Source organism: Alcaligenes parafaecalis, assembly GCF_026344135.1.
GTDB classification, from domain to species: Bacteria; Pseudomonadota; Gammaproteobacteria; order Burkholderiales; family Burkholderiaceae_B; genus Alcaligenes; species Alcaligenes parafaecalis.
The window spans coordinates 173,243-198,640 of the sequence record NZ_JAPKNA010000006.1; the positions used below are offsets into that span (position 1 = coordinate 173,243).

Here is a 25,398-nt window from a genome sequence, read left to right on the forward strand (position 1 = left end):
TGATCTGACCTTGATGAAAACTTCCCTGCCCCGCTTTCTGCTCAGTGCTGCCACGCTCTGCCTGGCCTTCACACTTCCCGTTCAAGCTCAACAAAGCCAACGCCCCTGGAACGAAACAGCGGGCCCGACCATCGTGGACCAGCAACAAAGCCTTTACCGCTTTGAAACCTTGATCATGGCCTCGGAAGACGGCAAACGTCATTACAAAGTACAGATAGGTACGCCGAACCGGCCTGCGCCCGCACGCGGCCATCCGGTGATTTACATGGTGGATGGCAATGCCGCCATGGCCAGTATTGACGTGGACGACCTGAAAGCCATCAGTGCCCTGTCTGCCCCAGTATTGGTAGCGATTGGCTATGACACTGAAGCTCGTCACGATGTAATTGCCCGCTCCTTCGACTACACGCCTCCCGTTACGGAAAACGGCGTCAGCAAGCCTGTAGAAGTACGGGGTCGTCTAGGAGGTGGCGCAGATATTTTTCTGGACTATATAGAAACGCACATCAAGCCCGCCGTGGAAGAGCGTGAGCCTATTGATCGCTCCCGCCAAACGCTGTGGGGTCACTCGTACGGCGGTCTGTTCACCTTGCATACTCTCTTCACCCACCCGGACCTGTACCAGCGCTACGTCGCTGGCGATCCTTCCTTGTGGTGGCACGATGGCATTCTGGTCAAGACAGCTCAGGCTTTTGATACGACACGGGCAAAAGACAAGCAAATCGCCATCATGGTGGGTGGACAACGTCGCAATACGTCCATGAGCAATGCAGCGGCTCAATGGTCCACGCAGGATTTGGCCAAACATTTGCAGGATGCGGGGCTGAATGTCAGCTACGAGAACTTTAGCGAACTAAACCATGGGCAGATGCTGGCCGCGTCCTTGAAACCGGCGTTACGCATCGCTGCCCAGCCGTGATGCCCGTAAGGCATCACCACTGAACAGAATCAGCGCTCTTTTCTCAAGGGCGCTGGCCCACCCCCACAAAGCCGCCATCGGGCAACTTCAACACATTGAAAGGTGCGGGTTCAATCACCGCCCCCTTGGCGTAAATGCCATCAATAACGGCGCCCATATTATCCAGAGACAAACCAGGCGTAAAAGCTGTCGCCTTGTCCCATCCCCCCTCAGCCGTCTGCACAAACACAGCACCAATATTCATGGGATTGTTGACCGACAGAACAATCGCTTCCTCTCCTGCTTCGCCTGGCAACAAATCCGCAAAAACCAGCAAGCAACCAGCGTGCTCAGCGGGCGTCCGGGTCTCGCACGCCTTGGCCAGATAGGCGATGTCCCAGCCTGGATAGGTTTCGATAAAAGACTGACGCAAAGGATGATCTGCAGGAGAACTGGGTAAAGAGCTCATCAACATCTGCCGCGCCTTGTCCTCACCGATGTTCCAGACCTCCAGCTCCTGGCCAGGGTCAACAGCCTCCTCCGTTTCCTGAGACTTGTCGACCAACATGTCCCGCTCCACCAGATGGCGCACCGCCTCCTGCCCTGGCTTGCCCCAGTACATTCTCATCTCTGTGTCCGGAAAATCATCCGGCGCAAGAGTACCGGCTTCCAGCCGTGCCACCTGGGAGTCTACGGACACCGCCTCGGGAGACCAGATCCGGGTCAACCAGACGACCGCCAGAACAATCAACACCAAGGCCATGCCAATATTGGAACGGCGTACTCTTGCCATCCAGTTCCTGGCGTGGCAGGCCGCCCAGAAGTAGCTCAAACCATAGCCAGCCGCCACCAAAGCAGCCGTCATTGCCAAGACACGAATCGGGGTCCAGCCATATTGATCAACCCGTGCCCAGATTGCCCACACAGCGACGGCCGCCAACACAGGCATCACAAAACCCAGCAAGCGGGCCGAAGCACGCAGCAATGGCGTTGGACTGGCATTCACATCGTCATCCGCCACCACCGAAGACACCAGAGTCGACGCGCCCAATACCGCCGCCACACACAATGCCGACAGTGGCAAACCTTCACCGGTACGCCAGGGCAAAGCCACAATGAACACCACCATCACCACCAGCAAGAAGGGGGTCAGCAAACGCAGCAACTTCAGCAACAATATCGGTGACAAATAGCCACCCTCCGAGTCCGAGGCAACCGCCAGACCTGCCCCCACCAAAGCACCAGACACCACCGCCGCAACGGTAGGCTCCAGCAGCACATCCTCCAAAAGCGTAATACCGACAAAACTGAGCAGAAGATGGCAAGCCATCAACACGCCCCAGGCCAGGCCGCAGAAGAACAGCGCCACCGCCCAGGAGCACACCATGGACCAGCTCACATCAAATAGACGTTGATATTTATTCCAGTCCTGACGCCGCTCCACGACAAGCGCTAAGAACGGCAAGGTAATGGTCGACAACAAGCCTATGGCCACCCACATCTGCGGTGCGCGCCAAAAGAGCTCAACCTCCGCATACCCACCTTGCCCTTCCAGAATCAGCACAGCGCTAACAACGCCCAGTCCCAGAGAGGCCAGCAAGGCTTTGCGCGCAGACACATGCATCAGCAAAGAGAAGGACGCCACCCCAAAAATTCCCACTGCCAACAGCAAGGACACCCAAATATGCTCGCGGGACGCAGGCGCCACCATCAAATTACTGAAGGCCACCCATTCAAGCAGGCCCAGCAAGGCCCCGGCCAGACACAAGGTCAGCGTCCGCCGGTTTTGTAAGGAAGAAAATGAGATCGCAATCATGGTGAGAAAAAGGCAGTCGATTCAACAAGGACAGCATAGGGAGGAACACCATTGCTGACGGCGTCAGGACATAGGGTGATAACCCATGTGATGCCCTGCGGAACCCGGCTAGTTTAGTACGGTGGAGCGCCTCCCTCAGTACTGGGTAGGACTGCTCTTGTAAGCAGAAGTTAGGCTCACAGAAAGACCATACTCAGACTTAAAAGTCGGCGATCAAACTCTGATTTGGTGTAGTCACAGAAAAAACTAGTGCCATCACCGCGCTTCACAGCCGACTTTGCGCATGAGAGCTAACCGCTAGCAGGTCTAGATCTGGGTTATCAGGGTTATGATATTATTAATAATTCAAAATAACCCTTAAGGAGTATATCCATGAGCGTCCTGGTAAGTAGTCCCAGTGTCTCGACCTTGGTGGGTACGCCCAAAGAGGTTAAGGCAAGTTTAGGACGGTCTAAGGCCGAACAAGTTTTGGTACTGGCGTTTGATCACATCAAACCTGCCGCTTTCAAGGCCTTGGCAGAGAACTTCACCAATGTGGCCTCGTCCATGTTCGAGGTTTTACAGGAGCGTCAAGACAAGGAGTCGCTGGAGCGTCTGGCTGAAGTTCTTGTGCCACGTACACCACCCTCTCCTCGCTTGCTGAAAGAAGCCGCTATGCTGGTTCAAGCCCGCACGGCTGTGCTGGAAAGTGGGGATTGGCTTAGTGCTGCTGATGTCGCGCAATTGGCGGGCTTAAGTACCCGCAACCCTAGCGCCCAGCCTAATAAATGGAAGAAGCAGGGGCAGATTTTTGCCATTAATCATGGTGGTGCGGATTACTTTCCCGGCTATGGTCTGGACCCAGCTACCAGCTTCCGTCCAGCCAAGCCTTTGGCTCAGGTTCTGGAGATTCTGGCCGGGCATAAAGATAGCTGGGGCATGGCCTACTGGTTCATGTCCAACAATAGCTTTCTGGGTGGAAAACGCCCTCAAGACTTGTTGATCTCAGCCCCGGAGAAAGTCATTGCCGCGGCTCAAGACGAAGTTCAAGCCGTGGCTCATGGCTAATCCAGCCTCGTCAATAGTGATGGACGGTAAGCCTGCTCCAGAGCAAGGGACGTTCGGCATTCCCGTACCAGGTAGTGAGCTACGGCTGACGTTGATGGAGTGGCCCAAAGGGCAGTTGCTGCATCGTGTCCATCAAGATAAATACTCGGCTGCCCAGTTCAATCCCGGTACGCAAGGCAATGCGCGCTTCAGTCCGATTCAGGACAACAAAGGCAAAGCCATCCCCACCTTGTACGGTGGCACCAGCCGTGACTGCGCCATGATGGAAACCATCTTTCATGACGTCCCGCATGCCGCAGGCTTTAAAAGCTATGACAAGAAGAAGCTGCTAGCCCAGGTGCACTCCATGGTGCAAATCAATGTCCCCTTGATTTTGGTCGATCTGGCCAGCGTCTCCTTGCGGAAGTTGGGTGTGACACGCAAACAGCTAATCGATACAGAAAAAGATCAGTACCCCGCCACGCGCTTATGGGCGGCTGCTATTTATCAACAATGCCCCCAAGCCCAAGGCTTATGTTGGGTGTCTCGGCAAGATGATTCCGCGCGGGCTGTGATGCTGTTTGGGGACCGTATTACCAAAAGCGGATTAAAGCCCCAAGGCCCATCACACAAGTTGAGCGAAGATCCAGCTACCTATGATGCCGTGCTAGATCTAGCTGAACGGATTGGGGTCTTGATTGTTGCAGACAATATGTAAGCCCGGCTCCAACAGTCGATGGGCTGGCCGCTAACTCGCCTTAGCAAATTGACTGCGATGCCAGTCTAAAGATTGCGCACTCGCTTGATCAAAGTCATTTTTCGTTTGGCGCAACGGCTTCCCCTGTAAAGCCTCGTATTCAGTACCCTGCAACTCTACGGATATCTGTACCGTCATACTCTGGGAATCAATCACGATCAAACCAAGATCAAATAGCGTATGGATATCGGCACGTAATAAAAGGCCGTTAGACACCACGTTCGTGTGCTCCCCTTCATAGGGATAAATATGGGCCGCTTCTAATACGGCGGATAAGGTACATCCCGTAATAGCACAGCACCCCTCATACGCACTCATCAATGCTCGACGAAAAGCGGGCTGCCCTCGTCGACGAACGATCTCAGTCATTACTTTTTTTCTGGCATCACTACTATCTGTAGGATCGAAATAGGAAGTCTTTGTCACCTCTGACTCGGCTTCCCTCAAGGCTTCGTCAACCAAACTACTTACCTTACGGACTGACACACCAAGCCGACTGCCTGAAGCTGGGTCCCGATAAATTTCCCAGACCCCATGTTTTTCAGGCTCATACAGCTCAAATCGCCCTCCCCCTAGCATAAACAGGCAATCACAAGCGTAACCCTCGTCTGTTCTACGAGGGTTCTTGTTCCGTTCATAGCCTGTCCGCGCTTTAGAGTTAACGGACATCATGTACAAATCTGATAGATTCTTTGTGTTGTAGTCGCTATCGTGCTCAATAATCCAGCTTCCCACTTCTTTCCGGCTAGCGCTTCCACCTAGCTCTACTACGGCTTGCAAAGCTTTTTGCCAGTACGGACTTTCTTTAGCGCCAACCACTGATTGAGCCTTAGTAGGAGGCTCTCCTGTTATCAGGGTGATCAGTCTGGAACGCACTTCAGACCCTACATTTCCCAAAGGGAGCAGTCCTGCAACCCACGGTAAGCCTAGTTCTCGGCGTACAGCCGAAATATTGGTCATACGGTACTCATAGGCTTTCGCAGTACGGCCAAACCTCCGCGCCAATTCTTTATAGATCTCCGTCTTAACGTAGCGAATACCGTCACGATCGTTATCTAGCATTTTTTGATAGCTCTGTACTGACGCTGCTAGCTCTTCATCACTCCAAGCTGTAGACACTCCTCCTCCCCCTTTTTTATACACTTACGCATCATGACTACGCTGATGCAGATACAGCATCAAGCAAAAGCTCAGACCTCAACAATGAAAAATGTAACATTCGAGGCATATAAGCTAAAGACCTAAAATTGGGCGAAAAAAAACCTGAGCCGGCACAGCACCAGACTCAGGCAAAAGGTTTCCGCTGTTTAGCGGTCTATCAGAATGCGGCGCTGTAAATAGCGAAGGCGTCGTCTTCGGTCACGTCGCGGGGGTTGTTACCCAGCAGACGGGTTTGTTTCATGGCTTCCTGGGCCATACGGCGCAGGTCGCTTTCCTTGATGCCGACTTCGCGCAGTTGGCGCTCGATGCCGGTATCAATGGCGATCTGTTCCATGAAGTTGATGAAGGCTTCGGTCTTGGAGGCCTCATCACCCTGGATGCCGGGGATCAGCACTTCAGCCAGTTCGGCATACAACGGGGCTGCAGCCGGAGCGTTGAAACGCAGCACATGTGGCAGAACCAGCGAGTTCGACAAGCCATGTGGCACGTGAAAAATACCGCCGATCGGGTAAGCCAGGGCGTGTACGGCACCCACGGGGGCGTTCGCAAATGCCTGGCCAGCCAAGGTCGCACCCAGCAGGATGTCCTGACGTGCTGCAGCATCCTTGCCGTTACGACAAACGTGCACCAGCTTGCCGCCAATCAGACGCAAGGCTTGTTTGGCCAGGTTGTCCGAAAGCGGATTTTTCAGGACACGGCTGGTGTAGGCCTCGATGGCGTGCACCATGGCGTCGATACCGGTCGCCGCCGTAATACGGGGAGGCAGGCCCAATGTCAGTTCGGAGTCCAGAATGGCCAGATCTGCGTACAGCTCGGGAGCCACCACGCCGGATTTGGTGGTTTCGCCGGTGGTCACGATGGAAATAGGCGTCACTTCCGAGCCTGTTCCCGCCGTGGTCGGGATCTGCACCAAGGGCAGGCGCGAGCCGCGCACATTATCAATGCCGTACATCTCTTGCAGGGGCTGGTCGGACGCCAGCAGGACGGCCAGCAGTTTGGCCACGTCCATGGATGAACCGCCTCCCAGGCCGACGACGATTTCCGTCTTGGCCTGGCGAGCGCGCTCGGTTGCCTGCAAAACAATGTGCTCTGGAGGATCGGCAATAACATCGTCAATCACTTGCACGCTCCAGCCGTTGGCTTTCAGATCAGCCAGGGCAGGATCCAGCAAGCCGCTTTCGTGCAGGAATCGGTCGGTTACCAGACAAACGCGCTCTTGCGAGAAACGCTTGCGCAGGATCTGACCGAGCCGGGCAGCGGCTCCGCTTTCAACATAAATAGCGGGGGTGGTTCTGAACTCGAATGCCGACATGGGCTTTCTCCTTATGGTATGGCGGGCTGCGGTACTTCGATACGGCCGCGGTCCATCCGGTAGGTGTAATCGATCACATTGCCCGCGTGCTGCAAGTCAGCACCGGACAACAAAGCACTAAAGCCCTCTTTGCTCAGCTCGCCCACCACTTCTGCAATACGCTTGGACAGCGCAGGAGCGACGCCTTCAAAAGGCTCGTCCAGCAAAAGCAGCTTGTCAGCAGTCATCAAGGCACGGCCAATCGCGACCAGCTTTTGTTGACCACCCGACAATTGCAGGGCGCGGCGTGGGCCGAAGACTTTCAATTCAGGGATGATGCGCCAGACACGGTCCAGGCGCTCTTCAATATCCTGGGATTTCAGGGCCCAGGCGGGCAGGCGGATATTCTCTTCCACGCTCAGCTCGGGGATCAGTTTGCGATCCTCGGGGGCAAAACCCATGCCCAGGCTGGTGCGACGGTAGGCGGGCATCTTGGCCAGTTCCTGACCATCAAACATGACCGAGCCATTGTCCACCGCCAGCAAGCCCATCACCGTGCGCATCAGCGTGGTTTTACCCGCACCGTTACGACCGGCCAGGCCCACGATCTGGCCCTGGCGCACCTGCAGGTTTACCTGGCGCAGAATGCTGGTTGGGCCAATACGTACATCCAGATTTTTGACATCAAGCAGCATTATCGGCCTCCTGTTTATTGCGTCCCACCGGCTCGCCGATGATGTATTCACGAACCTGTTCATGGGCCAGCACTTCATCAGGAGTGCCGTTGGCCAGAATAGTGCCGTCGTAGAAAGCCAGCACGCGGTCGCTGTAGCGGCGCACGATTTCCATATCGTGTTCCACAAACAGAACCGTCACGCCCGCATCGCGGACCACTTTCATGACACGGTCCATCACTTCAAATTTTTCGTCACTGGCCACGCCACTGGTGGGCTCGTCCAGCAAGAGCACTTTAGGCTGGGCTACCATGGCCAGCGCGATGTCCAGCAGTTTGCGAATCCCTTCAGGCAAAGTGCCTGCCTGGGACTGGGCGAAGGCGCTCAGGCCAAAACGCTCCAGAATCGCACTGGCTTCGGACAAAGGTTGCTTGGCCACGCCCAAGGCGATTTCCACGTTTTCCAATGCGTTCAGAGAAGTGAACAACTGAGGAATCTGGAAAGAGCGGGCAATCCCCAAACGGGTTACTTCCCGTGGTGGCAAACCCGTGATTTCACGACCGGCAAAAAAGATATTGCCGGAGTCCGGCTTCATATAGCCGGTCAACATGTTCACGAAGGTGGTTTTACCTGCGCCATTGGTACCGATCAGGCCCGTAATGGTTTGCGCATGGATATCAACGGTCATATCGCGTGCAGCGTGGACAGCGCCAAACTGCTTGCACAAACCTTTAGCGGAAATCAAGGGTGACTGACTCATGAGCGGGCCCCTGTCGGTGAAGAAGAATCGGTGGTGTTAGCCGCCTTGTTGCGGCGGTTCAAGATGCTGATCAGGCCACCTGGCAAGAACACAATCAGGGCCAACATGCTGACACCCATCACGATCTGCCAAGTGTTAGGCGCATATTGGTAAGCCAGTGTGCGAATCAGTTCCAGGCTCAAGGCACCCAGGAAAGGCGCGTAAGCATTGCGGGTACCGCCCAGCACAGCAATAAAGATGAACTCGCCCGAGGTGGTCCAGAACGCCAGTTCAGGGTCCACGTGACCGATGCTCAGCGAGGACAGGGCACCGCCCAGACCGGCCAAAGCGGCAGCCAGCACGTAGCTCAGGTGAATATTGCGATAGGCCGAAGCACCCAGGTACTCAACACGGATTTCATTGTCTTTGATTGCTGGTCCCAGACGACCGGCACGGCTGCGCAGAAAGCCTTGCATGGCCCACAGCACAAAACCCACCAGCACCACGGTCAGGACAAACACGCCAGGACGCGACAGGGTTTCTGCAAAAGCACCCCACATGAAGGAAGGCGCATGCACGTTAAAGCCGTCACTGCCACCCAGGCTAGGGTTACGCACCAGCAGGCCGTACATGATCATGGACAAAGCCAGGCTCAGCATGGCAAAGAAAATGTCACGGTAGCGAGCCAGCAAAAAGCCCAGCACCCAGGCCAGCAAGGCAGCGCAAGCAGCAGCGAAGGGCAGCAGGACCAGAGCTTCGCGCCAGTCCAGGTAGTTCATGGCCATACCGACACCATAGGCGCCGATGCAGTAGTACAGACCTTGACCGAAAGAGGCCAGGCCCGAGCGCAGCAAGAGCACCACGCCCAGGGCAACCAGGCCCTTGGCCAGCGCCACAGTAATCAGGAACTGCCAGGACGGCAAGCCAAAGCCCACGATCAGGGCGGCCACCGTAATGACCAGGGCAATCATGCCCTGCTTAAGCGTAATGTTGGTCTTGTTCATATCTTTCGGGCCTCGGCGGCAGCAAACAATCCTTTAGGACGGACGGCCAACACCAGTGCCATTACCGCGTAGATGGAGAAAAGTTCGATTTCGGGCCAGTAATGCACAGCAAAGGAGCGCACCAGGCCAACAATCACGGCCCCAAGAGCGGCACCGGGCAAGGAACCCAGACCACCGATCACGACCACGGCGAAGGCCATCACAATGACCTCAACACCCATGCCGGGAGCGACAGAAATAGTAGGAGCCGTCAGCGCACCACCCAGGGCGGCCAGCGTGGCACCTGCAATAAAGGTCAGCAGGAAGTAGCGTTGCACGTTAATGCCCATGGCCTGGCTGACTTCGCGGTCATGAATCACGGCCAGCAAGATGCGGCCTTGACGCGAATACTTCAGGAACAGGGTCAGGAACAGGCCAGCCAGAATGGCAGCCACAACAATCACAAAGCTGTAGGTGGGGTAGAACAGGTCGCCGAATTCGACGTTACCCAACAAACCATAAGGCTCGGCGATCACGTAAGGATCAACGCCCCAGACCAGCTTGACGGTATCTTCCAGAATCAGGAAGACCGCATAGGTAATCAGCAAAGAGACAACAGGTTCTTCCTGGTAGAAGAAGCGCAGCAAGCCGTATTCAATGACAAGACCCAGGACCAGACCGGCAATAACCGCGGCCAGGATCAGCATCAGATAGCTGCCGTAAGGGCTTTGATCGGTAGAGAGCCACTGCGTCACCATGGTGACGGCGGTATAGGCGCCAATGGTATAGAGGCTGCCGTGGGCCATGTTCAGGATCTTCATCACACCATAGATCAGCGTGAGTCCGACCGCGACCAGAAACAGCCAGGCGGCGTACATGATGCCATCTATTAGGGCAGCAGAAAGAAGAGACATAGTCGGTTTCTGTGGAAATGGAATAAAAAATGCCACCACGCCTTCGGTTCGCTTCCCCTTATGGGAGAAACTTGTACCTTGGAGTGGCCTAGCGGTAAAAACCGGACATGCAAAACAAGATCTTGCATGCCCGGATTTTCAGGGCAGCGTCCTTTTCAGGACGCCTGCTCGGATCAGTACTTCAGACCGCCCTTGATCCAGTCGATGGACTTCACGCCTTCGGGTGGAGTCACTTCTTCAGGTTTGAAGTGACGCAGATCGGTAAAGCTGATCACGCCCTTGTCGTTTTTCACCACGCCCAAGGTCGTGCCTTGAACAGCTTGGTGACCTTGACCCAGGGACATGGTGACGTCGCCCGATGGGCTCTCGAAAGTCAGGTGTTCAAAGGCGCTGACCACTTGTTCGGTGGAAGGAGCTTTGCCTTCGTTGGCAGCCTGGGCTTTTTCGTAAGCTGCTTTCAGACCCAGCAGGGTTTGCGTCATCTTGTAGGATGGGTAGCTAGGATCTGCATTGAATTGCTCGCGGTAGCTGGCACGCAACCAACGGTTCAATTCATTGTCAGGAGCGAAAGCAGCGTGTGGGCCACGAGCACCGATGATGGTGCCGGTAGGGATCTGATTGTTGGCACGGTGAGTCGCCGTTTCACCAGCGGTCAGCACAGTCAGAGTGTTGCGGAACAGACCACGTGGCAGAGCCTGCACCACGAAGCCTTCCAGATCGCCACCCCAGAAGCTGGAGTGAATCACTTCAGGACGAGCGGCCATCAGGGACGAGATTTCAGCATTGTACTGACCGGCGCCCAGCTTAGGCATTTGCGAAGTCTTGGCTTCTACACCGGGTTTGAGGGCTTGCAGTGTGCCTTCAAAATCGTGCCAGGCGTCTTGGCCCCAGGCGTAATTCTGGTTGATACCGGCGTAGCTCTTGAGCTCAGGATTGCGCTCCAGCACAAAGCGGGCAGCCGCCACGTTGTCCATCGTGGCATGGGCCACAGGACGGAACACGTATTTGTAGCTGGCATCTTCAAACAGGCGTGGTGTGCCGCAATCGAAAATCAGCGTCAGTTTTTTCAGCTCTTCAGCAACAGGGGCCACGGCCAGGCAATCACCCGAGGAGATGTAGCCAACCACGATGTCCACGTTCTGTTGCTGAACCAGGTTGCGGTATTCGCTAACCTGTTTGGCCGTACCACCGTTCTCGTCGATAAAGACCAGTTCAATCGGTGCGCCACCCAGACCCTTGGTGTTGTAAGGGGCAGGAACTTTACCGTCGTTCAGTTGAGCAGCGGTCAGTTCAGCGGCGTTCTTGGCAGGCACACCAAAAGGACCGGAGGCAGCGCCGGACAAGAAAGTAACCACACCAATCTTGATGGGTTTGACATCATCAGCGTTGGCCGTCGTGCTGGCCATGATGCCAGCGGTGGCCAGTGTCAGGGCCAAAGTCAATTTTCGTGGGGTTGCAGACAGGATAGACATAGCGTCTCCGTATTTAGCTTATTGTGGGTTTCTGCTGATGGGGCGCTCTCTATATATAAGAGCGGCCCCCTTCGCTGCGCTAGGCGCGGGTATGTATCAACTTACAGCTGCTGACACATGTATTTGATTTCCAGGTACTCATCGATACCGTAGCGAGAGCCTTCGCGACCCAGACCGGATTGCTTGACGCCCCCAAACGGAGCCACTTCGTTGGAAATCAAACCGGTATTGACGCCGACCATGCCGTATTCCAGCGATTCGCCCATGCGCCAGGCACGTGCGTTGTCGCGGGTGAACAGATAGGCAGCAAGACCATATTCGGTGTCATTGGCCATCGCGATCGCTTCGGCTTCGTCTTTGAAGCGGAACAAAGGCGCCACAGGGCCAAACAATTCTTCGCGAGCCACGCGCATGGCAGGCGTTGCATCACCCAGCACGGTGGGCGAGAAGTACGTACCGCCCAAAGGATGAGGAGCGCCACCTTGCAGAACGCTGGCGCCGTGCTCGACGGCATCATCAATCAATTCACGCAGACGGTTGACGGCTTTTTGCTCGATCAGCGGACCTTGCTCCACGCCCTCTTCCATACCGTTGCCCACTTTCAGAGCAGCAACGCGCTCGCTCAAGGCCTTGGCAAAGCGATCGTAAATACCGTCTTGCACCAGGAAGCGATTGGCACACACACAAGTCTGGCCGCTGTTGCGGTACTTGGAAGCCATGGCGCCTTCAATGGCAGCGTCCAGGTCAGCATCGTCAAACACGATGAACGGAGCATTGCCACCCAGTTCCAAAGACAGACGCTTGATGGTGGGAGCACATTGCGCCATCAACAAACGGCCCACTTCTGTAGAACCGGTGAAGGACAGCTTGCGCACGATAGGGCTGGCGGTCAGGACCGCACCCACCACGCGGGACTGGCCGGTGACCAACTGGAACACGCCAGCAGGAATACCCACGCGCTCGGCCAGTACGGCCAGCGCCACGGCGGTCAGGGGAGTCAGGTCGGCAGGGCGAACAATAATGCTGCAACCAGCAGCCAGGGCTGGTGCCACCTTGCGGGTAATCATGGCCGCAGGGAAGTTCCAGGGAGTGATGGCCGCGCACACGCCTACAGGCTGCTTGACCACCACAATGCGCTTGTCCGACTGAGGGTGACCCATCACGTCGCCATACACACGCTTGGCTTCTTCGCTGAACCACTCCACAAAGGAGGCGGCGTACAGCACTTCACCACGAGCCTCGGCCCAGGGCTTGCCCTGTTCCATAGTCATGATGGTGGCCAGGTCATCCGCATTGGCAACCATGGCATCGAACCAGGCGCGCAACAGCTTGGCGCGTTCGTGCCCGCTGCGTGCTTTCCATTCGCGCTGGGCCACTTCAGCATCGCTGATGACCGATTCGATTTCTGCTGTGGCCAGGCTGGCGACATTGGCCAGGCACTCGCCCGTAGCAGGATTAAGAACGGCGAAGGTGTTGCCATCGCCTGCCGAGACCCAACCCTGAGCGGTCCAGGACTGATCTTTAGCCAGGCTGGGATCCTTCAGTTTGCTAATCAATGATGCCGCGATATTGTTCATTATGCTGAACCTGTTTCTCTTATAGTGAACTTGATAGAATTATAGGAGCCGAAAAATCGTGACGTCAACGAATCGGCTTACGGGTTTACCCGTAGAGCATCAGTCACCGTATTTTTTATTCCGGGGGGTTTAAGGGCACAATGTAGCGCTGGCATCAATGCGGCAAATCTGGCCTAATTCAGGACCTGCACGCTTGGTCTGCGGTCTGATTGTCCGTGGGATGCCGCTTGCTGTGCTGACAGACCCTTACCCCTGTTTCCCGAGTTCAGCCCGCCCAGGCGGGCTTAGTGGACTTCCTGTGTGTTGTTATGGAGTTAGTCGTAGTGGAAGAGAAGAAACTGGTTCCGGCTGTAGTACGTGCAGTCACCGTGCTGGACGAATTGGCGGCCTCGCCGGAGCCCCTGTCATTTACGGACCTGGTCAAACGCCTGGGTATGCCCAAAAGCTCTTTGTATGGTCTGTGCACCACCTTGCTGGATCTGCACCTGATTCGTAAGTTGGAAAATGGCAGTTTCACCCTGGGCACACACGTCATGGGCTGGGCCAATGCCTTCCTGTCCCAACTGGACCTGACGCAAGAGTTTTTTGCGGCGTGGGACGATATGCGCGTCTTGCCTGAAGAGACCATTACCCTGTCCATTCTGGATGGTGAGGATGTGGTCTATATCGCCTGCCGAAACGGCACCCGGCCACTGGGTTTTACCTTCCGCGCCGGAATGCGTTTGCCCGCGGTTTATACCGCTACCGGCAAAGCCATGCTGAGCACGCTGCAAGGGCAAGATCTGGAACAAGCCTTGAATCATCCCTGGCCAGAACCGCTGACCGTTCATGGCCCACGCAATAAAGATGATTTGATGGTGGAACTGAACGATGTACAGCGCCTGGGTTACTCCGTAGACGCCTGTGGCGTGCGTGATGGCATGCACTGTTTTGGAGCAGCGGTTTTTGATTCCAATAACCGGGCAGCGGTAGCCGGTGTGGCCGTCAGCTTGTTGACTCAGGAAGCCGATGAAGCCGCACAGCGCCGTGCCGGTGAAGCCATGCGCAAGCTGGCCAACCGTTTGTCAGAGCGCTTAGGCGCATCGCGTAAAGCCTGATGCAGAGCGTCGGACAACGGCGCTTTCAGATATTGGGGCAGCCAAGGCTGCCCGGCAATGCCGTTAGGCCTGAATAACAGCATCACTTGATGTCTTTTGCCTGTTAACAAGACGCCGAGGCGCGCTGCGATGACCTGCCCCACCAGGCCAGCACAATCGCCAATACACAGAGTCCTGCGGTAATCAGGAAAGTGATGGAAAAGGCGCTACTAATCGCCTGTGCAGAGCTCTCCGCCACCACCTGACCGCCCAATAAAGACGCAAATACCAGGGGAAGTAAAGAAGCCCCGGCCATAAAGCCCAAATTGCGCGACAAGCCCAGCAGACCCGACAGCAGGCCTTTATGTTCTTCCACGGCCTGAGCCATGACAGCCGTGTTATTGGCGGCCATAAATAACTGGAACCCGGGCGTGATCAGAACCAGCGCGATGATATAGCCTGCCACCCCAAAAAAGTGAGGGAAAATGGCAAAGCAACACAGCCCCATACCCGACAGCAGCAAACCCAGCATCAGGGTTCGATGTACACCAAAGCGATCCGTAATACGGCCTGCAGGAACCCCGGACAAGGCAGCCGCCAATGGCCCCATCGCCATCACCACGCCGGTTTCAGCCTCTTTTAAACCCAGCCCAAAAAATAGAAAAAACGGCCCGACCACCAGGGTAGACATCATGATGGCACCCACCAGCAGATTCATGCTGAGCGAGCTCACCAACGCGCGTTCCCCCAGCAAAGTGACAGGCACCAAAGGGCGAGTCGCCTGTCGTTCGGTTCGGATAAACAGCCACAGCGACACGACACCCGGAATCAGCCAGATCCAGGGCTGGATGGCCAGCCCCACCTTGCCGCCAGTGGCCAGTAAAGAGAAACATAGCAAGGTGATGAACAACCAGACACTGCCTGCCCAATCCATGCTTTGAGCAGAGCCACCAGTTGCTTTCTCATGGGGAACACCGCGTAAGGCCAATACCCATAATCCTGATCCTGCCAGCCCCAGCAAGACAAAGGCGGCACGCCAACCCAGGGCGCCGATTAACACCCCTCCCAAGGACGGCCCCAGAGCTGTGCCTATCGCTGACATGGTTCCCATCAAGCCCATCACTGTTCCCAGCCGCGCTTTGGGTACCAAACCTTTAGCCATCGACAGGGGCAACGCCATCAAGATAGCCGCTGCCAATCCTTGCAACGCACGAGCGGCAATCAGCCACCCCAGGCTTGGAGCCCCTGCACACAGTGCCGAGGCCAAGGTGAACAGCGCCAAACCCGTTAACAAGACACGCCTATGCCCATATAAGTCTCCCAGACGACCCACAAGCACAATCGTGACCGTCACCGCCAGCAGATACGCCAGCACGACCCACTGAACCTGCTGGACGCCTGCCGAAAATACCCGGCTCAGGGTGGGCAAAGCCACCGTGACAATACTGGTCCCCAAAGAGGCCAGCAAAATAGAACCAGCCAAAGCAAGCAGCAAACCCGTGCTGCCCGTCGATATCATTTGTTTTTTCATGTCCAACTTCTTGTTGTCAGAGGGGTGTTCACCTACTATGCAACTTAAAGCCAACTTGAGGTCAAGCATGAAACTGATTGATATTGGGGCCCTATCCAAAACCAGTGGAGTCAGCACCTCCACATTGCGCTACTACGAGGAAATTGGCTTGATCCAGTCACCGGCCCGCAACGGCCTGCGGCGCCAATATAGCGAAGACACCCTGGTACAGTTGGCGGTGATCTCCTTAGGCAAAGCAGCGGGGTTCTCACTGGAAGAAATCGGCAAAATGTTCGATAAAGACACACCTTCCGATCTCCCCCGCCCCACTTTGCAACAACGCGCAAATGACATTGATCGCCAAATTCGTCGAATGAAAACCCTAAGCCATATGCTGCGTCATGTTGCCCAATGCCAGGCCCCCTCGCACATGGAGTGCGAGCGTTTTCGCAAGCTGCTGCGTGTGGCTTGCCCAGCAATCCCGGCTGCCCCCAACACGGCCCCAGACACCGAGCAATAGTCCCATACAGCACTAAAAACCACAGCACTGCCCCTGCCCAGTCCAGCGCCCAGCTACAATAGCTATTCTCTTTATTTCAGGCAGTTTTTGTGAGCTCCCCCATCGTGCCCTCTACTTCTTTCAGTACCCTCCCCCTGCTTCCTGCCTTGCTCGAAACCCTGGATAGCTTGGGCTTTGAAAAGATGACGGCCATTCAGGAGCAAAGCCTGCCGCTGATTCTGCAAGGCCGTGATCTGATCGCCCAAGCCAAGACCGGCAGCGGCAAAACCGCCGCATTTGGCCTGGGTCTGTTGCAAACCCTGAACCCCAGCAAGCTGACACCACAAGCCCTGGTGATCTGCCCCACGCGCGAGCTGGCCGACCAGGTCACCACCGAACTGCGCCGTCTGGCCCGCCAGATTCCTAACGTGCGCATGCTGACTCTGTGTGGCGGCGTGCCCTCGCGTCCGCAAACCGAAGCCTTGCGCAACGGTACCCACGTAGTGGTGGGAACGCCTGGCCGAATTCAGGATCATCTGGAACGCGGCAATCTGGACCTGTCCGCCCTGAAGACCCTGGTGCTGGACGAAGCCGACCGCATGGTGGATATGGGCTTTCATGACGATATTGTGGCCATTGCCTCGCACTGCCCGCCCCGTCGTCAGACCCTGCTGTTTTCGGCCACCTACCCGGACAATATCCGCAAGCTCAGCGCCCGCTTTCTGAAAAACCCCGCAGAAGTCAAAGTGGAAGCGCTGCACGATGCCAGCCAGATCGAACAGATTTTTTACGAAGTTCACCCCGAGCACCGCTTGTCTGCCGTGGTGACACTGCTGGAACATTTCCGCCCCGCCTCTACCCTGATTTTCTGCAACACCAAAATGCGTTGTCAGGAAGTGGTGGAAGAGCTGCAATCCGAAGGCATCCAGGCCCTGGCCTTGACCGGCGATCTGGAACAGCGTGATCGCGACGAAATTCTGGTGCAGTTTTCCAATCAAAGCTGCGCCGTACTGGTGGCGACCGATGTGGCCTCTCGCGGTCTGGATATCCAGAACCTGGGTGCGGTCATTAACGTGGATGTCACCAAGGACAGCGAAGTGCATATCCACCGCGTAGGCCGTGTTGGCCGTGGTGATCAGAAAGGCCTGGCCTTGAACCTGGTCTCGCGCAACGAACTGCGTTGGGTCAAGCTGATTGAAGACTTCCAGGGCCGTGAAGTGAAATGGGGCAATTTGAAAGGCTTGCGCTCCCAATCCAAAGAGCCGCTGCGCGCGCCCATGATGACGCTGGAAATTCAGGGTGGGAAAAAAGACAAGCTGCGTCCCGGCGATTTGCTGGGTGCCTTGACGCGTGATGTAGGTCTGAAAGGGGATCAGGTCGGCAAGATTGCGATTACCGACGCCCGCTCCTACGTGGCTCTGGATCGTGGGATTGCCCGTCAATTCTTTGACCGCATTGCAGAGACCAATATCAAAGGCCGCCGCTTCCGCATGCGCTTTGTGGAAGATAAGTAAAAAGGGCTGTCCCAGAGGCAAAACCAAGAACCGGCAACGTCGATAAAAAAGCCTCGTGCTCATAATAACTAGTGCCGTTGCCGAGTCAAAAAACTGCTGTCACCCATGCCAGAAGATGAAGGCTATCCGCTTGCCAAGCCAGGTTTTAAAATAAAACTCGCGGCACAAAGAAAAATATATAAACTACAGACCAAGGCAATAGGTACTGCGAACTCGCGTCTGTTTTCACCAAAGAAATCAGAAACACACAAGAGCCAGGAAAAACAGACAATCGCCTTGAAATCATTAGCCAATTAACAAGTCGCAAACAAAAGGAAAAGCCATGAGCAACCACATTTTTTCCGCTACTGCTACGTTAATCGACCAACTAAAGATTGAATGCACAGCAAGGGATTCCTCGTTTTTCCTGACTGAACCGGGCAAGCAAAGCGATGCAAATAGTGGCATGACTCCCTTGGAGGCGCTGCTTTCAGCCATTGGTGCCTGCAAATGCATTGCTGCAAAAGCTTTTGCAAAGAGTCAAAAAATTGACTTAATCGACATCAAAGTCAAGATGGACGGTGAAATAGATACCGATGGATTCTATGGAATCAACAAAGAAGCAAAAATGGGATTTCATAAAATCACATCCCAATACTATATTCAGGCCAACAACAGTGATGAAGAAATAAAAGAGTTTGTCAGTTTCATTGAAAGAACCTGCCCAGTTCTGGACACAATAATAAATGCACCTGAACTCTCAAACGAGATCAACATTATCAAAAAATAAGATAAAGTCCGTCTTCTTATAGAAAATGTCGTAGCCTGTGTGAGTGACTACATACAGGCTATTTTATTGGGCGCCTGTTTCAAATGACTGACCGCTGAAGGTCCCGAACCATGCCAGCGTGCCAGCTCCCGTATACGCTCTATCAGGCTGGCAGCGGCTTCACTCATGCTGCCGGTCTCTCGTGGGTAGGCCATCAATAACTCGCAGCGCGGGCCACCGCCGATCAAGGGCCGCGACACCACATTCTTGGGCATGAAGTATTCCGCGTAAGTCGGCAGCAAGGTGTAGCCCAAACCGGCCGCCACCAGATTAATGCTCATCAAGGGGTTGGCCGAGTTATAGGTGTGCTCGGGCACAACCTTATGGTGGGCCAGATAACGAGCCAGCACATCGTGCATGGAACGGCCATAGGAGCGGTCCACCGCAATCATGGGCAGGCGGTTCAAGCGCGCGGGCGGGATCAGGCTATACGCTTCCAGGCGATGGCCTTTAGGCAGATAGACTCGCAAAGGCTCATCCAGTACCACCTCGCTACAGACATTGCTTGCCCGCACCGGACCGCGCATAAAACCCAGATCCAATTCCCCTCGGGCCATGGCCCCTTCCTGCTCGTTGGACGTCAGACTGCGCAGCACCACATCCACCTGCGGAAAAGCAGCACGGAAAGCGGGCAAGACTGCCGGGAAAATACGGACTTCTGCCGCGGGCACAAAACCTATCGTCAGCACTTCCCTGGCTTGCGAAGCCGCCTTGCCGGCACGTATCACCGCCTCGTCTACTTTCTGCAAAATCTCGCGGGCATCATCCAGGAAAACAGCCCCCGCTTCTGTCAGCTCAACTTTGCGACGAGTCCGGTTCAGCAAGGGATAGCCAATCTCTTCCTCCAGATTACGGATCTGCTCGCTCAAGGAGGGTTGAGAGGTGTAGAGCCGCTCGGCAGCACGGGTGAAATTCAACTCTTCCGCGACTGCAACGAAGTAACGCAAGTGTCGCAATTCCAAGTTTGTCTCCTGTCAAATTAGTCGCCCTCTGCCCGGCTCGGACCCGAACAGCATCTGGCTCGGCCTGCGGTATCTCACCTGAACAGGCCGTTCTTGTAAGCACTATTGTCGCTGCTACCAAGACTTCAAAAACAGCTTCGATTCTCATTGCTGCAGCGCAGCAATTGAAGCTCACGTAAACCCTATGTCTCTGTAAGACCGCATCAATATTGGACTTCAGACTTAAGCCCTATCCATACCAGGGTTTTAAAGCGGACTTATCGGGTTTGCCGATCACCCGATCTAAAGCAAGTATTGGTCGGATTCATTTCAAGCTTCTACATTTTGCCGTTGGCGACAAAAACCTGTTTTGCAAAAGCACGCATTGCAATAGCGAGGAGCAAGCGATGGGAATCAACCCTGAAAAAATCGAAGCCTTGGTCGATGCACGTAATGGACGCGTTACCCCTTCCATTTACACCGACCCGGATATTTATGAGCTGGAGCTGGAACGCATCTTTGGCCGCACCTGGCTGTTTTTGTGTCACACCAGCCAGATTCCCAAAGCGGGAGACTTCTTCAATACCTATATGGGCGAAGACCCGATTATCGTGGTTCGTCAAAAAGACGGCTCGATCAAGGCCTTTCTGAACCAATGCCGACACCGCTCGATGCGCGTGTCCTATGCCGACTCGGGCAATACCAAAGCCTTTACCTGTCCCTACCACGGCTGGAGTTATGGCACCAACGGCGATCTGGTGGATGTACCGCTGGAACCACGCGCCTATCCGCAAGGCTTGTGCAAGGAAAAGTGGGGCCTGCAGGAAGTGACCCGCGTCAAAGTATACAAAGGCCTGGTCTTTGGCAATTGGGACGCCACCGCCCCTGATCTGGAAGAGTACATGGGCGACATTGCCTGGTACCTGGACGGTGTGCTGGACCGGCGCGAAGGCGGTACCGAAATCATTGGCGGTGTTCAGAAATGGACCATTGAATGCAACTGGAAATTCCCCGCCGAGCAGTTCGCGTCTGACCAATATCACGCCCTGTTCTCGCATGCGTCTGCCGTGCAAGTGCTGGGCCAGAAACCTGGTGATGAGGACAAGGCACTGGGCGCTGGCCAAACCGCACGCCCGGTCTGGGAAACCGCCAAGGACGCCGTTCAATATGGCCAACGCGGCCATGGCAGTGGCTTCTTCTTTACCGAGCAGCCCGACGCCAACGTATGGGTAGATGGCGAAGTTTCACAGTACTTTCGCGACACCTATGCCGAAGCCCACGAGCGCCTGGGCGAAGTGCGTGCCCTGCGTCTGGCCGGTCACAACAATATGTTCCCCACACTGAGCTGGCTGAACGGCACGGCGACACTGCGCGTCTGGCATCCACGTGGCCCGAACCAGGTGGAGGTCTGGGCATTTTGTATTGCCGATGCCGCCGCTCCCGACGATGTGAAGGCCGCCTTTGAACGCAGCGCCACCCGCGCCTTTGGCCCCGCCGGTTTCCTGGAGCAGGACGACTCCGAGAACTGGGCTGAAATTCAGAAAATCCTGCGTGGCAAACGCGCCCGTGGCACTCAGTTGTGCATGGAAATGGGCTTGGGTAACGAGGGTCTGCGCAGCGATGGCGTGCCAGGCGTTACCAACTACATCTTCTCCGAAACAGCCGCTCGCGGTCTGTACAAGTACTGGGCCGACCTGATGGTGTCCGAGACCTGGGATGAAGTACTGGAGCGCAGCCGCATCTATGAAGAGGAGTTGGTGAAATGAGCGCCGTCATTGAAGAACCGACCCAAACAGCCATCGTCGACATGCAACTGCATCATGAAATTGCCGACTTCCTTTACATGGAAGCCGAACTGCTGGACGACTGGCAATTTCGCGATTGGCTTGACCTGCTGTCTGAGGACATTCACTACCACATGCGCAGCACCAGCAATGCACAAACCCGTGATCGCCGCCGCAGCGTGCAACCGCCGACCACCTGGATTTTCAACGACAACAAGTTCCAGTTGGAGCGTCGCGTTGCCCGCCTGGAAACCGGCATGGCCTGGGCGGAGGAGCCGCCTTCGCGCACCCGCCACTTTGTCAGCAACCTGCGTATCCGCCCCACCGCCGACGGCCAGGGTTACGAGATACGCAGCAACTATATCCTGTACCGCGCCCAGAAAGAAAAGGACGAGACCTGGTACGCCGGCAAGCGCCTGGATTATGTACGCCGCGCAGACAAGCGCTTTGGTTGGGAATTGTATGAACGCGAGATCGTTCTGGATCAAGTCGTCATTACATCCCACAACCTGAGCGTTCTGTTCTGACCCTGCTCACTTTCCGATGTTGATTGATATGACACGCATTACCGCATGTGAAACCGGTGCCCTGGCCGATGGCGAGGCACTGAAGATAGACACTCCCGACCGCCAGATTGCCCTGTTCAATATTGATGGCACCTTCTATGCAACAGACGACCGTTGCACTCATGGCAACGCGTCCATGTCCGAAGGCTATATCGAGGACGACGGCACCGTGGAGTGCCCGCTGCACGCTGCCCGTTTCTGTCTGAAAACGGGCGCTGCCCTGTGCCAGCCCGCGACCGAGGCGTTACGCACCTATCCGGTGATCATCAGCGAAGGCATGGTCTATATCGATCTGGAGGCCCAGGCATGAATGGCTGGCTACAAAACGAAGTCGCCTTGATTACCGGCGGCGGTTCAGGCCTGGGTCTGGCATTGGTCGAGCGCTTTTTAAAGGAAGGCGCATCCGTGGCCGTGCTGGAGCGCTCGGCAGAAAAATGTGCCGATCTGGAACAGAAGTTCGACGGCAAGGTGCTGGCCATCCAGGGGGATGTGTGCAGCGCAGCCGACAACCAGAACGCCGTGGAGGCCACGGTCGCCCGCTTTGGCAAGCTGGACTGCTTTATTGGCAATGCCGCAGTCTGGGACCATGGCGCTAGGCTGATCAACATCAGCATGGAGCAACTGGACAAAGGCTTTGACGAGCTGTTTGCCATCAACGTCAAAGGCTATCTGCTCGGTGCCAAGGCGGCGGCAGCCGAACTGGTCAAATCCTGCGGCAGCATGATTTTCACCTTGAGCAATTCGGCCTTTTACGCCGAAGGCGGTGGCCCGCTTTATACCGCCAGCAAACATGCCGCGGTCGGTCTGATTCGTGAACTGGCTTTTGAGCTGGCGCCTAAAGTCCGTGTCAACGGCGTGGGGCCTTGCGGCATGAAAACCGATTTGCGTGGCCCGCAAGCCTTGGGGCAGCAAGATACGCGCATCATGGATTCGCGTTCACCGGATGCCATCAAAGCAATCCTGCCCCTGCAATTCTTTCCCGAACCTGAAGAATTTACCGGCCCCTTTGTGCTGCTAGCCTCGCGCCAGAACAACCAGACTCTGACCGGCGTCATGATCAATGCCGACGCAGGTCTGGGAGTACGCGGCATACGCAATGTGGCCGGTGGACTGGAGCTGTGATGCAGACACCCCATATTGTGATTATTGGTGGGGGACAGGCCGGTGCCACGGCTGCCGCTGAACTGCGCCGCCGTGACTTTGCCGGACAGATCACCCTGGTCGGAGAGGAACCCCACCTGCCTTACGAACGTCCGCCCCTGTCCAAAGACGCCTTGCTGGACCCGGACAATGTGCAGCTGAACCTGCATCCAGCCAGCTTTTACAACGAGCAGAGCATCAGCCTGAAATTGGGTATCCGTGCCGAAGCGATTGACGCTGAACAAGGCTGCATCACCCTGTCCAACGGCGAAACTCTGCAATACGACAGCCTCTTGCTGGCAACGGGCGCACAAGCCCGACGTCTGCCCGAACTGGACGCGCTAGGTTCGGTATCGCATGTTCTGCGCACCCTGGACGATGCCAACCGCATTCGCGCTCAGCTCAAACCTGGCAGCCATGTGCTGGTGGTCGGTGCCGGTGTGATTGGCCTGGAGCTGGCATCCAGCCTGGTCGCTTTGGGTGCCACGGTGGAGCTGATCGATCCGGCTAGCCGCATCATGTCGCGCAACGCACCGGAAGTCCTCAGCCAGTATCTGCAGACCGTGCATGAAGCTCGCGGCGTGCGCTTTCACCTGGGCACACAGGTCAGCAAGGCCCGCCTGGACGAAGAACAGAAAGTGGCGCTGACACTGAGCAATGGCCAGCAACTGCAAGGTGATCTGCTGATTTACGGTGTCGGTGTGACCATTGATACCCGTTTGGCCGATAGTGCCGGACTGCACACCGAACAGGGTGCAATTGTGATTGATGAACACGGCCGCAGTTCCCAGCCTGCCATTTATGCCGCGGGAGATACCACCGTGCAAATTGGTCTGGATGGCCGCTGGCAACGACAGGAGACCTGGGAGAACGCCAACCGTCAGGCTTGCATGGCCGTTTGCCACATGCTGGACCAGGAACCTGCCCAGGCCAGCCCAGCCTGGTTCTGGACAGACCAGTGCGATCTGAACATTCAATTCGCCGCAGACATGGCCGCTGCCCATTGGATCCTGCGCGGCAAGCTGGACACGCCTCCTTTTGTCCTGATTGGTCTGGACCCTGAAGGGGCCATTTGCGGTGCCATCACCGTCAATCAGGGCCGCGATATGCGCCCGCTTAAAGAGCTGATTGAACACCGGGCCGTCCTGCCGCTGGAGGTATGGAACGACACCGCCCAGAACCTGCGCAATCTGGCCAAACAAGTCGCGCAGGCAGCAAACAGCCACACCACCCTCGCCGCCTTGACTGGCGAAGCGGCGGCACCCGTACACCCATAATCAGAATCAGGAGACTGACATGCTGGCACACCTGGAGTGTCTTTCACACACGCCGTTGCTGGGGCATCACGACCCGGCTCAAGCGGTACTGGACGAGGTCTTTGCGGTACAGAAAGCCGCCCGCGAACGGATTGCGGCCTTCAAGCCTGATCTGATCGTGCTGTTCACCCCCGATCACTTCAACGGCTTTTTCTACAACGTCATGCCCAGCTTTTGCATAGGCACGGGCGCGCATGCCATTGGCGATTTTGACAGCCTGGTCGGACGCCTGGATGTGCCCTTCGAGCTGGCCACACAATGCGCCACCCATGTGATCAATAGCGGCGTGGACGTGGCCATTTCACACGATATGCAACTGGATCATGGTGCCGCCTACCCACTGGAACATCTTGTGGGCAGTCTGGATCAGTACCCCGTCATCCCGGTTTTTATCAACTCGGTTGCCGCCCCTTTGCCGACCTTCAAGCGTGCCCGTTTGCTGGGCGAGGCCATCGGGCAATGGGCCCGCTCTACCGGCAAGCGCGTGCTGTGGATCGGCTCGGGCGGCTTGTCGCATCAACCTCCCGTACCCGTCTACGCCGAAGCCCCCGATGCCGTACGACGCTCGCTGGATGGTGAAGGCTACACGCTGTCGCCCGAAGCCCGTGCCGCCCGCACACAACGCACGATCGATGCTGGCAGAGCCTTCACCCAGGACCCTTCTGTTCTGCATCCGCTCAACCCCGAATGGGACCAGAACTTTCTGGATCTGCTGCAAACGCAGGGCTATGCCCAGCTCGATGAGGTCGCCAACGACGACGTGTCCACCCTGGCAGGCCGAAGCGCCCACGAAGTCAAAACCTGGGTAGCCGCCTTTGCCGGGCTGTCGGCCTATGGCCCTTACGAAGCAGGACATCGCTACTACCGCGAAATTCCGGAGTGGATTGCCGGTTTTGGCGGCCTGTCTGCCCATCCCAACAAGAACTGAAATCAACC

The 25,398-nt window shown here is 56.1% G+C and carries 25 protein-coding genes; 14 read left to right on the plus strand and 11 right to left on the minus strand.

Going from position 1 to position 25,398, the window contains the following annotated elements:
- Window positions 1-13 precede the first annotated feature (13 nt).
- The gene (locus tag OSH09_RS17045) at window positions 14-919 is read left to right on the plus strand and encodes an alpha/beta hydrolase (protein ID WP_266121652.1); all 906 of its coding nucleotides are present in this window, start codon (window positions 14-16) and stop codon (window positions 917-919) included.
- A 43-nt stretch (window positions 920-962) separates the two neighbouring features.
- On the opposite strand, the gene OSH09_RS17050 is transcribed toward OSH09_RS17045, so the two are convergent.
- Window positions 963-2,714 (minus strand): DUF4153 domain-containing protein, encoded by a 1,752-nt coding sequence (locus OSH09_RS17050; protein WP_266121653.1) that lies wholly within the window; start codon window positions 2,712-2,714, stop codon window positions 963-965.
- A 372-nt stretch (window positions 2,715-3,086) separates the two neighbouring features.
- Between OSH09_RS17050 and OSH09_RS17055 the strand changes: the two genes are divergently transcribed.
- Window positions 3,087-3,761 carry a hypothetical protein gene (locus tag OSH09_RS17055; RefSeq protein ID WP_207875498.1) on the plus strand — a complete coding sequence of 225 codons (675 nt, stop codon included), beginning with the start codon at window positions 3,087-3,089 and terminating at the stop codon, window positions 3,759-3,761.
- Window positions 3,754-4,458 (plus strand): RES family NAD+ phosphorylase, encoded by a 705-nt coding sequence (locus tag OSH09_RS17060; protein ID WP_266121654.1) that lies wholly within the window; start codon window positions 3,754-3,756, stop codon window positions 4,456-4,458. Before OSH09_RS17055 ends, OSH09_RS17060 begins: the two co-directional genes overlap by 8 nt.
- Before the next feature lie 30 nt (window positions 4,459-4,488).
- Here OSH09_RS17060 and OSH09_RS17065 read toward each other — a convergent pair whose 3' ends face one another.
- The 8 genes from OSH09_RS17065 to OSH09_RS17100 all read right to left on the minus strand — a co-directional run bounded on the left by OSH09_RS17065 (window position 4,489) and on the right by OSH09_RS17100 (window position 13,308).
- The gene (locus OSH09_RS17065; RefSeq protein ID WP_266121655.1) at window positions 4,489-5,616 is read right to left on the minus strand and encodes an HNH endonuclease; all 1,128 of its coding nucleotides are present in this window, start codon (window positions 5,614-5,616) and stop codon (window positions 4,489-4,491) included.
- Between the two features lie 199 nt (window positions 5,617-5,815).
- Window positions 5,816-6,970, minus strand: coding sequence for an iron-containing alcohol dehydrogenase (locus tag OSH09_RS17070; RefSeq protein WP_207875501.1), 1,155 nt, complete (start codon window positions 6,968-6,970; stop codon window positions 5,816-5,818).
- An 11-nt stretch (window positions 6,971-6,981) separates the two neighbouring features.
- Window positions 6,982-7,644: an ABC transporter ATP-binding protein gene (locus OSH09_RS17075; RefSeq protein ID WP_083053200.1), complete on the minus strand. Its 663-nt coding sequence runs from the start codon at window positions 7,642-7,644 to the stop codon at window positions 6,982-6,984.
- On the minus strand, window positions 7,634-8,383 hold the full coding sequence (locus OSH09_RS17080) for an ABC transporter ATP-binding protein (protein ID WP_207875502.1): 750 nt from the start codon (window positions 8,381-8,383) through the stop codon (window positions 7,634-7,636). The genes OSH09_RS17075 and OSH09_RS17080 overlap by 11 nt, the downstream gene beginning before the upstream one ends.
- Window positions 8,380-9,366 carry a branched-chain amino acid ABC transporter permease gene (locus tag OSH09_RS17085; RefSeq protein WP_207875503.1) on the minus strand — a complete coding sequence of 329 codons (987 nt, stop codon included), beginning with the start codon at window positions 9,364-9,366 and terminating at the stop codon, window positions 8,380-8,382. Before OSH09_RS17085 ends, OSH09_RS17080 begins: the two co-directional genes overlap by 4 nt.
- Window positions 9,363-10,259, minus strand: coding sequence for a branched-chain amino acid ABC transporter permease (locus OSH09_RS17090; protein WP_035272061.1), 897 nt, complete (start codon window positions 10,257-10,259; stop codon window positions 9,363-9,365). Before OSH09_RS17090 ends, OSH09_RS17085 begins: the two co-directional genes overlap by 4 nt.
- Window positions 10,260-10,432: 173 nt before the next feature.
- A complete protein-coding gene (locus OSH09_RS17095; RefSeq protein ID WP_153230763.1) occupies window positions 10,433-11,731 on the minus strand; it encodes an ABC transporter substrate-binding protein in 1,299 nt (432 codons plus the stop codon).
- 101 nt (window positions 11,732-11,832) lie between these two features.
- On the minus strand, window positions 11,833-13,308 hold the full coding sequence (locus tag OSH09_RS17100; protein WP_207875504.1) for an NAD-dependent succinate-semialdehyde dehydrogenase: 1,476 nt from the start codon (window positions 13,306-13,308) through the stop codon (window positions 11,833-11,835).
- A gap of 323 nt (window positions 13,309-13,631) precedes the next feature.
- On the opposite strand from OSH09_RS17100, the gene OSH09_RS17105 reads away from it, so the two are divergent.
- Window positions 13,632-14,405 carry an IclR family transcriptional regulator gene (locus OSH09_RS17105; protein WP_207875505.1) on the plus strand — a complete coding sequence of 258 codons (774 nt, stop codon included), beginning with the start codon at window positions 13,632-13,634 and terminating at the stop codon, window positions 14,403-14,405.
- Window positions 14,406-14,508: 103 nt separating this feature from the next.
- Here OSH09_RS17105 and OSH09_RS17110 read toward each other — a convergent pair whose 3' ends face one another.
- On the minus strand, window positions 14,509-15,915 hold the full coding sequence (locus tag OSH09_RS17110) for an MFS transporter (protein WP_266121656.1): 1,407 nt from the start codon (window positions 15,913-15,915) through the stop codon (window positions 14,509-14,511).
- Window positions 15,916-15,982: 67 nt separating this feature from the next.
- Here OSH09_RS17110 and OSH09_RS17115 point away from each other — a divergent pair, with 67 nt between their 5' ends.
- The 4 genes from OSH09_RS17115 (at window position 15,983) to OSH09_RS17130 (ending at window position 18,676) form a co-directional block, all read left to right on the plus strand.
- Window positions 15,983-16,414, plus strand: a complete 432-nt coding sequence (locus OSH09_RS17115) for a helix-turn-helix domain-containing protein (protein ID WP_266121657.1) — start codon at window positions 15,983-15,985, stop codon at window positions 16,412-16,414.
- A 104-nt stretch (window positions 16,415-16,518) separates the two neighbouring features.
- Complete coding sequence (gene dbpA, locus OSH09_RS17120; RefSeq protein WP_207875792.1) at window positions 16,519-17,907, plus strand: ATP-dependent RNA helicase DbpA; 1,389 nt, start codon at window positions 16,519-16,521, stop codon at window positions 17,905-17,907.
- 105 nt (window positions 17,908-18,012) lie between these two features.
- Entirely contained in the window at window positions 18,013-18,204 is a 192-nt protein-coding gene (locus OSH09_RS17125) for a hypothetical protein (RefSeq protein ID WP_266121658.1), read from the plus strand.
- A gap of 25 nt (window positions 18,205-18,229) precedes the next feature.
- Window positions 18,230-18,676, plus strand: a complete 447-nt coding sequence (locus tag OSH09_RS17130; RefSeq protein WP_207875508.1) for an OsmC family protein — start codon at window positions 18,230-18,232, stop codon at window positions 18,674-18,676.
- A gap of 47 nt (window positions 18,677-18,723) precedes the next feature.
- On the opposite strand, the gene OSH09_RS17135 is transcribed toward OSH09_RS17130, so the two are convergent.
- Window positions 18,724-19,677: a LysR substrate-binding domain-containing protein gene (locus tag OSH09_RS17135; protein ID WP_266121659.1), complete on the minus strand. Its 954-nt coding sequence runs from the start codon at window positions 19,675-19,677 to the stop codon at window positions 18,724-18,726.
- Between the two features lie 386 nt (window positions 19,678-20,063).
- Here OSH09_RS17135 and hcaE point away from each other — a divergent pair, with 386 nt between their 5' ends.
- The 6 genes from hcaE to OSH09_RS17165 are packed head-to-tail and all read left to right on the plus strand — an operon-like array spanning window position 20,064 to window position 25,390.
- Entirely contained in the window at window positions 20,064-21,422 is a 1,359-nt protein-coding gene (gene hcaE, locus OSH09_RS17140; RefSeq protein ID WP_266121660.1) for a 3-phenylpropionate/cinnamic acid dioxygenase subunit alpha, read from the plus strand.
- A complete protein-coding gene (gene hcaF, locus OSH09_RS17145) occupies window positions 21,419-21,967 on the plus strand; it encodes a 3-phenylpropionate/cinnamic acid dioxygenase subunit beta (protein ID WP_207875511.1) in 549 nt (182 codons plus the stop codon). The genes hcaE and hcaF overlap by 4 nt, the downstream gene beginning before the upstream one ends.
- Window positions 21,968-21,995: 28 nt before the next feature.
- Window positions 21,996-22,316, plus strand: coding sequence for a 3-phenylpropionate/cinnamic acid dioxygenase ferredoxin subunit (gene hcaC / locus OSH09_RS17150; protein ID WP_026484793.1), 321 nt, complete (start codon window positions 21,996-21,998; stop codon window positions 22,314-22,316).
- Entirely contained in the window at window positions 22,313-23,128 is an 816-nt protein-coding gene (hcaB, locus tag OSH09_RS17155; protein ID WP_266121661.1) for a 3-phenylpropionate-dihydrodiol/cinnamic acid-dihydrodiol dehydrogenase, read from the plus strand. Before hcaC ends, hcaB begins: the two co-directional genes overlap by 4 nt.
- Window positions 23,128-24,423, plus strand: a complete 1,296-nt coding sequence (gene hcaD, locus OSH09_RS17160; protein WP_266121662.1) for a 3-phenylpropionate/cinnamic acid dioxygenase ferredoxin--NAD(+) reductase subunit — start codon at window positions 23,128-23,130, stop codon at window positions 24,421-24,423. Before hcaB ends, hcaD begins: the two co-directional genes overlap by 1 nt.
- Window positions 24,424-24,442: 19 nt before the next feature.
- On the plus strand, window positions 24,443-25,390 hold the full coding sequence (locus tag OSH09_RS17165; protein WP_266121663.1) for a 3-carboxyethylcatechol 2,3-dioxygenase: 948 nt from the start codon (window positions 24,443-24,445) through the stop codon (window positions 25,388-25,390).
- Window positions 25,391-25,398: the final 8 nt, after the last annotated feature.

What these genes read in the sequence shown, in the direction of transcription:
- OSH09_RS17045 (WP_266121652.1), top strand. Translation starts at nt 14, where the DNA reads ATGAAAACTTCCCTGCCCCGCTTTCTGCTCAGTGCTGCCACGCTCTGC.
- OSH09_RS17050 (WP_266121653.1), bottom strand. Translation starts at nt 2,714, where the DNA reads ATGATTGCGATCTCATTTTCTTCCTTACAAAACCGGCGGACGCTGACC.
- OSH09_RS17055 (WP_207875498.1), top strand. Translation starts at nt 3,087, where the DNA reads ATGAGCGTCCTGGTAAGTAGTCCCAGTGTCTCGACCTTGGTGGGTACG.
- OSH09_RS17060 (WP_266121654.1), top strand. Translation starts at nt 3,754, where the DNA reads ATGGCTAATCCAGCCTCGTCAATAGTGATGGACGGTAAGCCTGCTCCA.
- OSH09_RS17070 (WP_207875501.1), bottom strand. Translation starts at nt 6,970, where the DNA reads ATGTCGGCATTCGAGTTCAGAACCACCCCCGCTATTTATGTTGAAAGC.
- OSH09_RS17075 (WP_083053200.1), bottom strand. Translation starts at nt 7,644, where the DNA reads ATGCTGCTTGATGTCAAAAATCTGGATGTACGTATTGGCCCAACCAGC.
- OSH09_RS17080 (WP_207875502.1), bottom strand. Translation starts at nt 8,383, where the DNA reads ATGAGTCAGTCACCCTTGATTTCCGCTAAAGGTTTGTGCAAGCAGTTT.
- OSH09_RS17085 (WP_207875503.1), bottom strand. Translation starts at nt 9,366, where the DNA reads ATGAACAAGACCAACATTACGCTTAAGCAGGGCATGATTGCCCTGGTC.
- OSH09_RS17090 (WP_035272061.1), bottom strand. Translation starts at nt 10,259, where the DNA reads ATGTCTCTTCTTTCTGCTGCCCTAATAGATGGCATCATGTACGCCGCC.
- OSH09_RS17095 (WP_153230763.1), bottom strand. Translation starts at nt 11,731, where the DNA reads ATGTCTATCCTGTCTGCAACCCCACGAAAATTGACTTTGGCCCTGACA.
- OSH09_RS17100 (WP_207875504.1), bottom strand. Translation starts at nt 13,308, where the DNA reads ATGAACAATATCGCGGCATCATTGATTAGCAAACTGAAGGATCCCAGC.
- OSH09_RS17110 (WP_266121656.1), bottom strand. Translation starts at nt 15,915, where the DNA reads ATGAAAAAACAAATGATATCGACGGGCAGCACGGGTTTGCTGCTTGCT.
- OSH09_RS17115 (WP_266121657.1), top strand. Translation starts at nt 15,983, where the DNA reads ATGAAACTGATTGATATTGGGGCCCTATCCAAAACCAGTGGAGTCAGC.
- OSH09_RS17125 (WP_266121658.1), top strand. Translation starts at nt 18,013, where the DNA reads ATGCCAGAAGATGAAGGCTATCCGCTTGCCAAGCCAGGTTTTAAAATA.
- OSH09_RS17130 (WP_207875508.1), top strand. Translation starts at nt 18,230, where the DNA reads ATGAGCAACCACATTTTTTCCGCTACTGCTACGTTAATCGACCAACTA.
- hcaE (WP_266121660.1), top strand. Translation starts at nt 20,064, where the DNA reads ATGGGAATCAACCCTGAAAAAATCGAAGCCTTGGTCGATGCACGTAAT.
- hcaF (WP_207875511.1), top strand. Translation starts at nt 21,419, where the DNA reads ATGAGCGCCGTCATTGAAGAACCGACCCAAACAGCCATCGTCGACATG.
- hcaC (WP_026484793.1), top strand. Translation starts at nt 21,996, where the DNA reads ATGACACGCATTACCGCATGTGAAACCGGTGCCCTGGCCGATGGCGAG.
- hcaB (WP_266121661.1), top strand. Translation starts at nt 22,313, where the DNA reads ATGAATGGCTGGCTACAAAACGAAGTCGCCTTGATTACCGGCGGCGGT.
- hcaD (WP_266121662.1), top strand. Translation starts at nt 23,128, where the DNA reads ATGCAGACACCCCATATTGTGATTATTGGTGGGGGACAGGCCGGTGCC.
- OSH09_RS17165 (WP_266121663.1), top strand. Translation starts at nt 24,443, where the DNA reads ATGCTGGCACACCTGGAGTGTCTTTCACACACGCCGTTGCTGGGGCAT.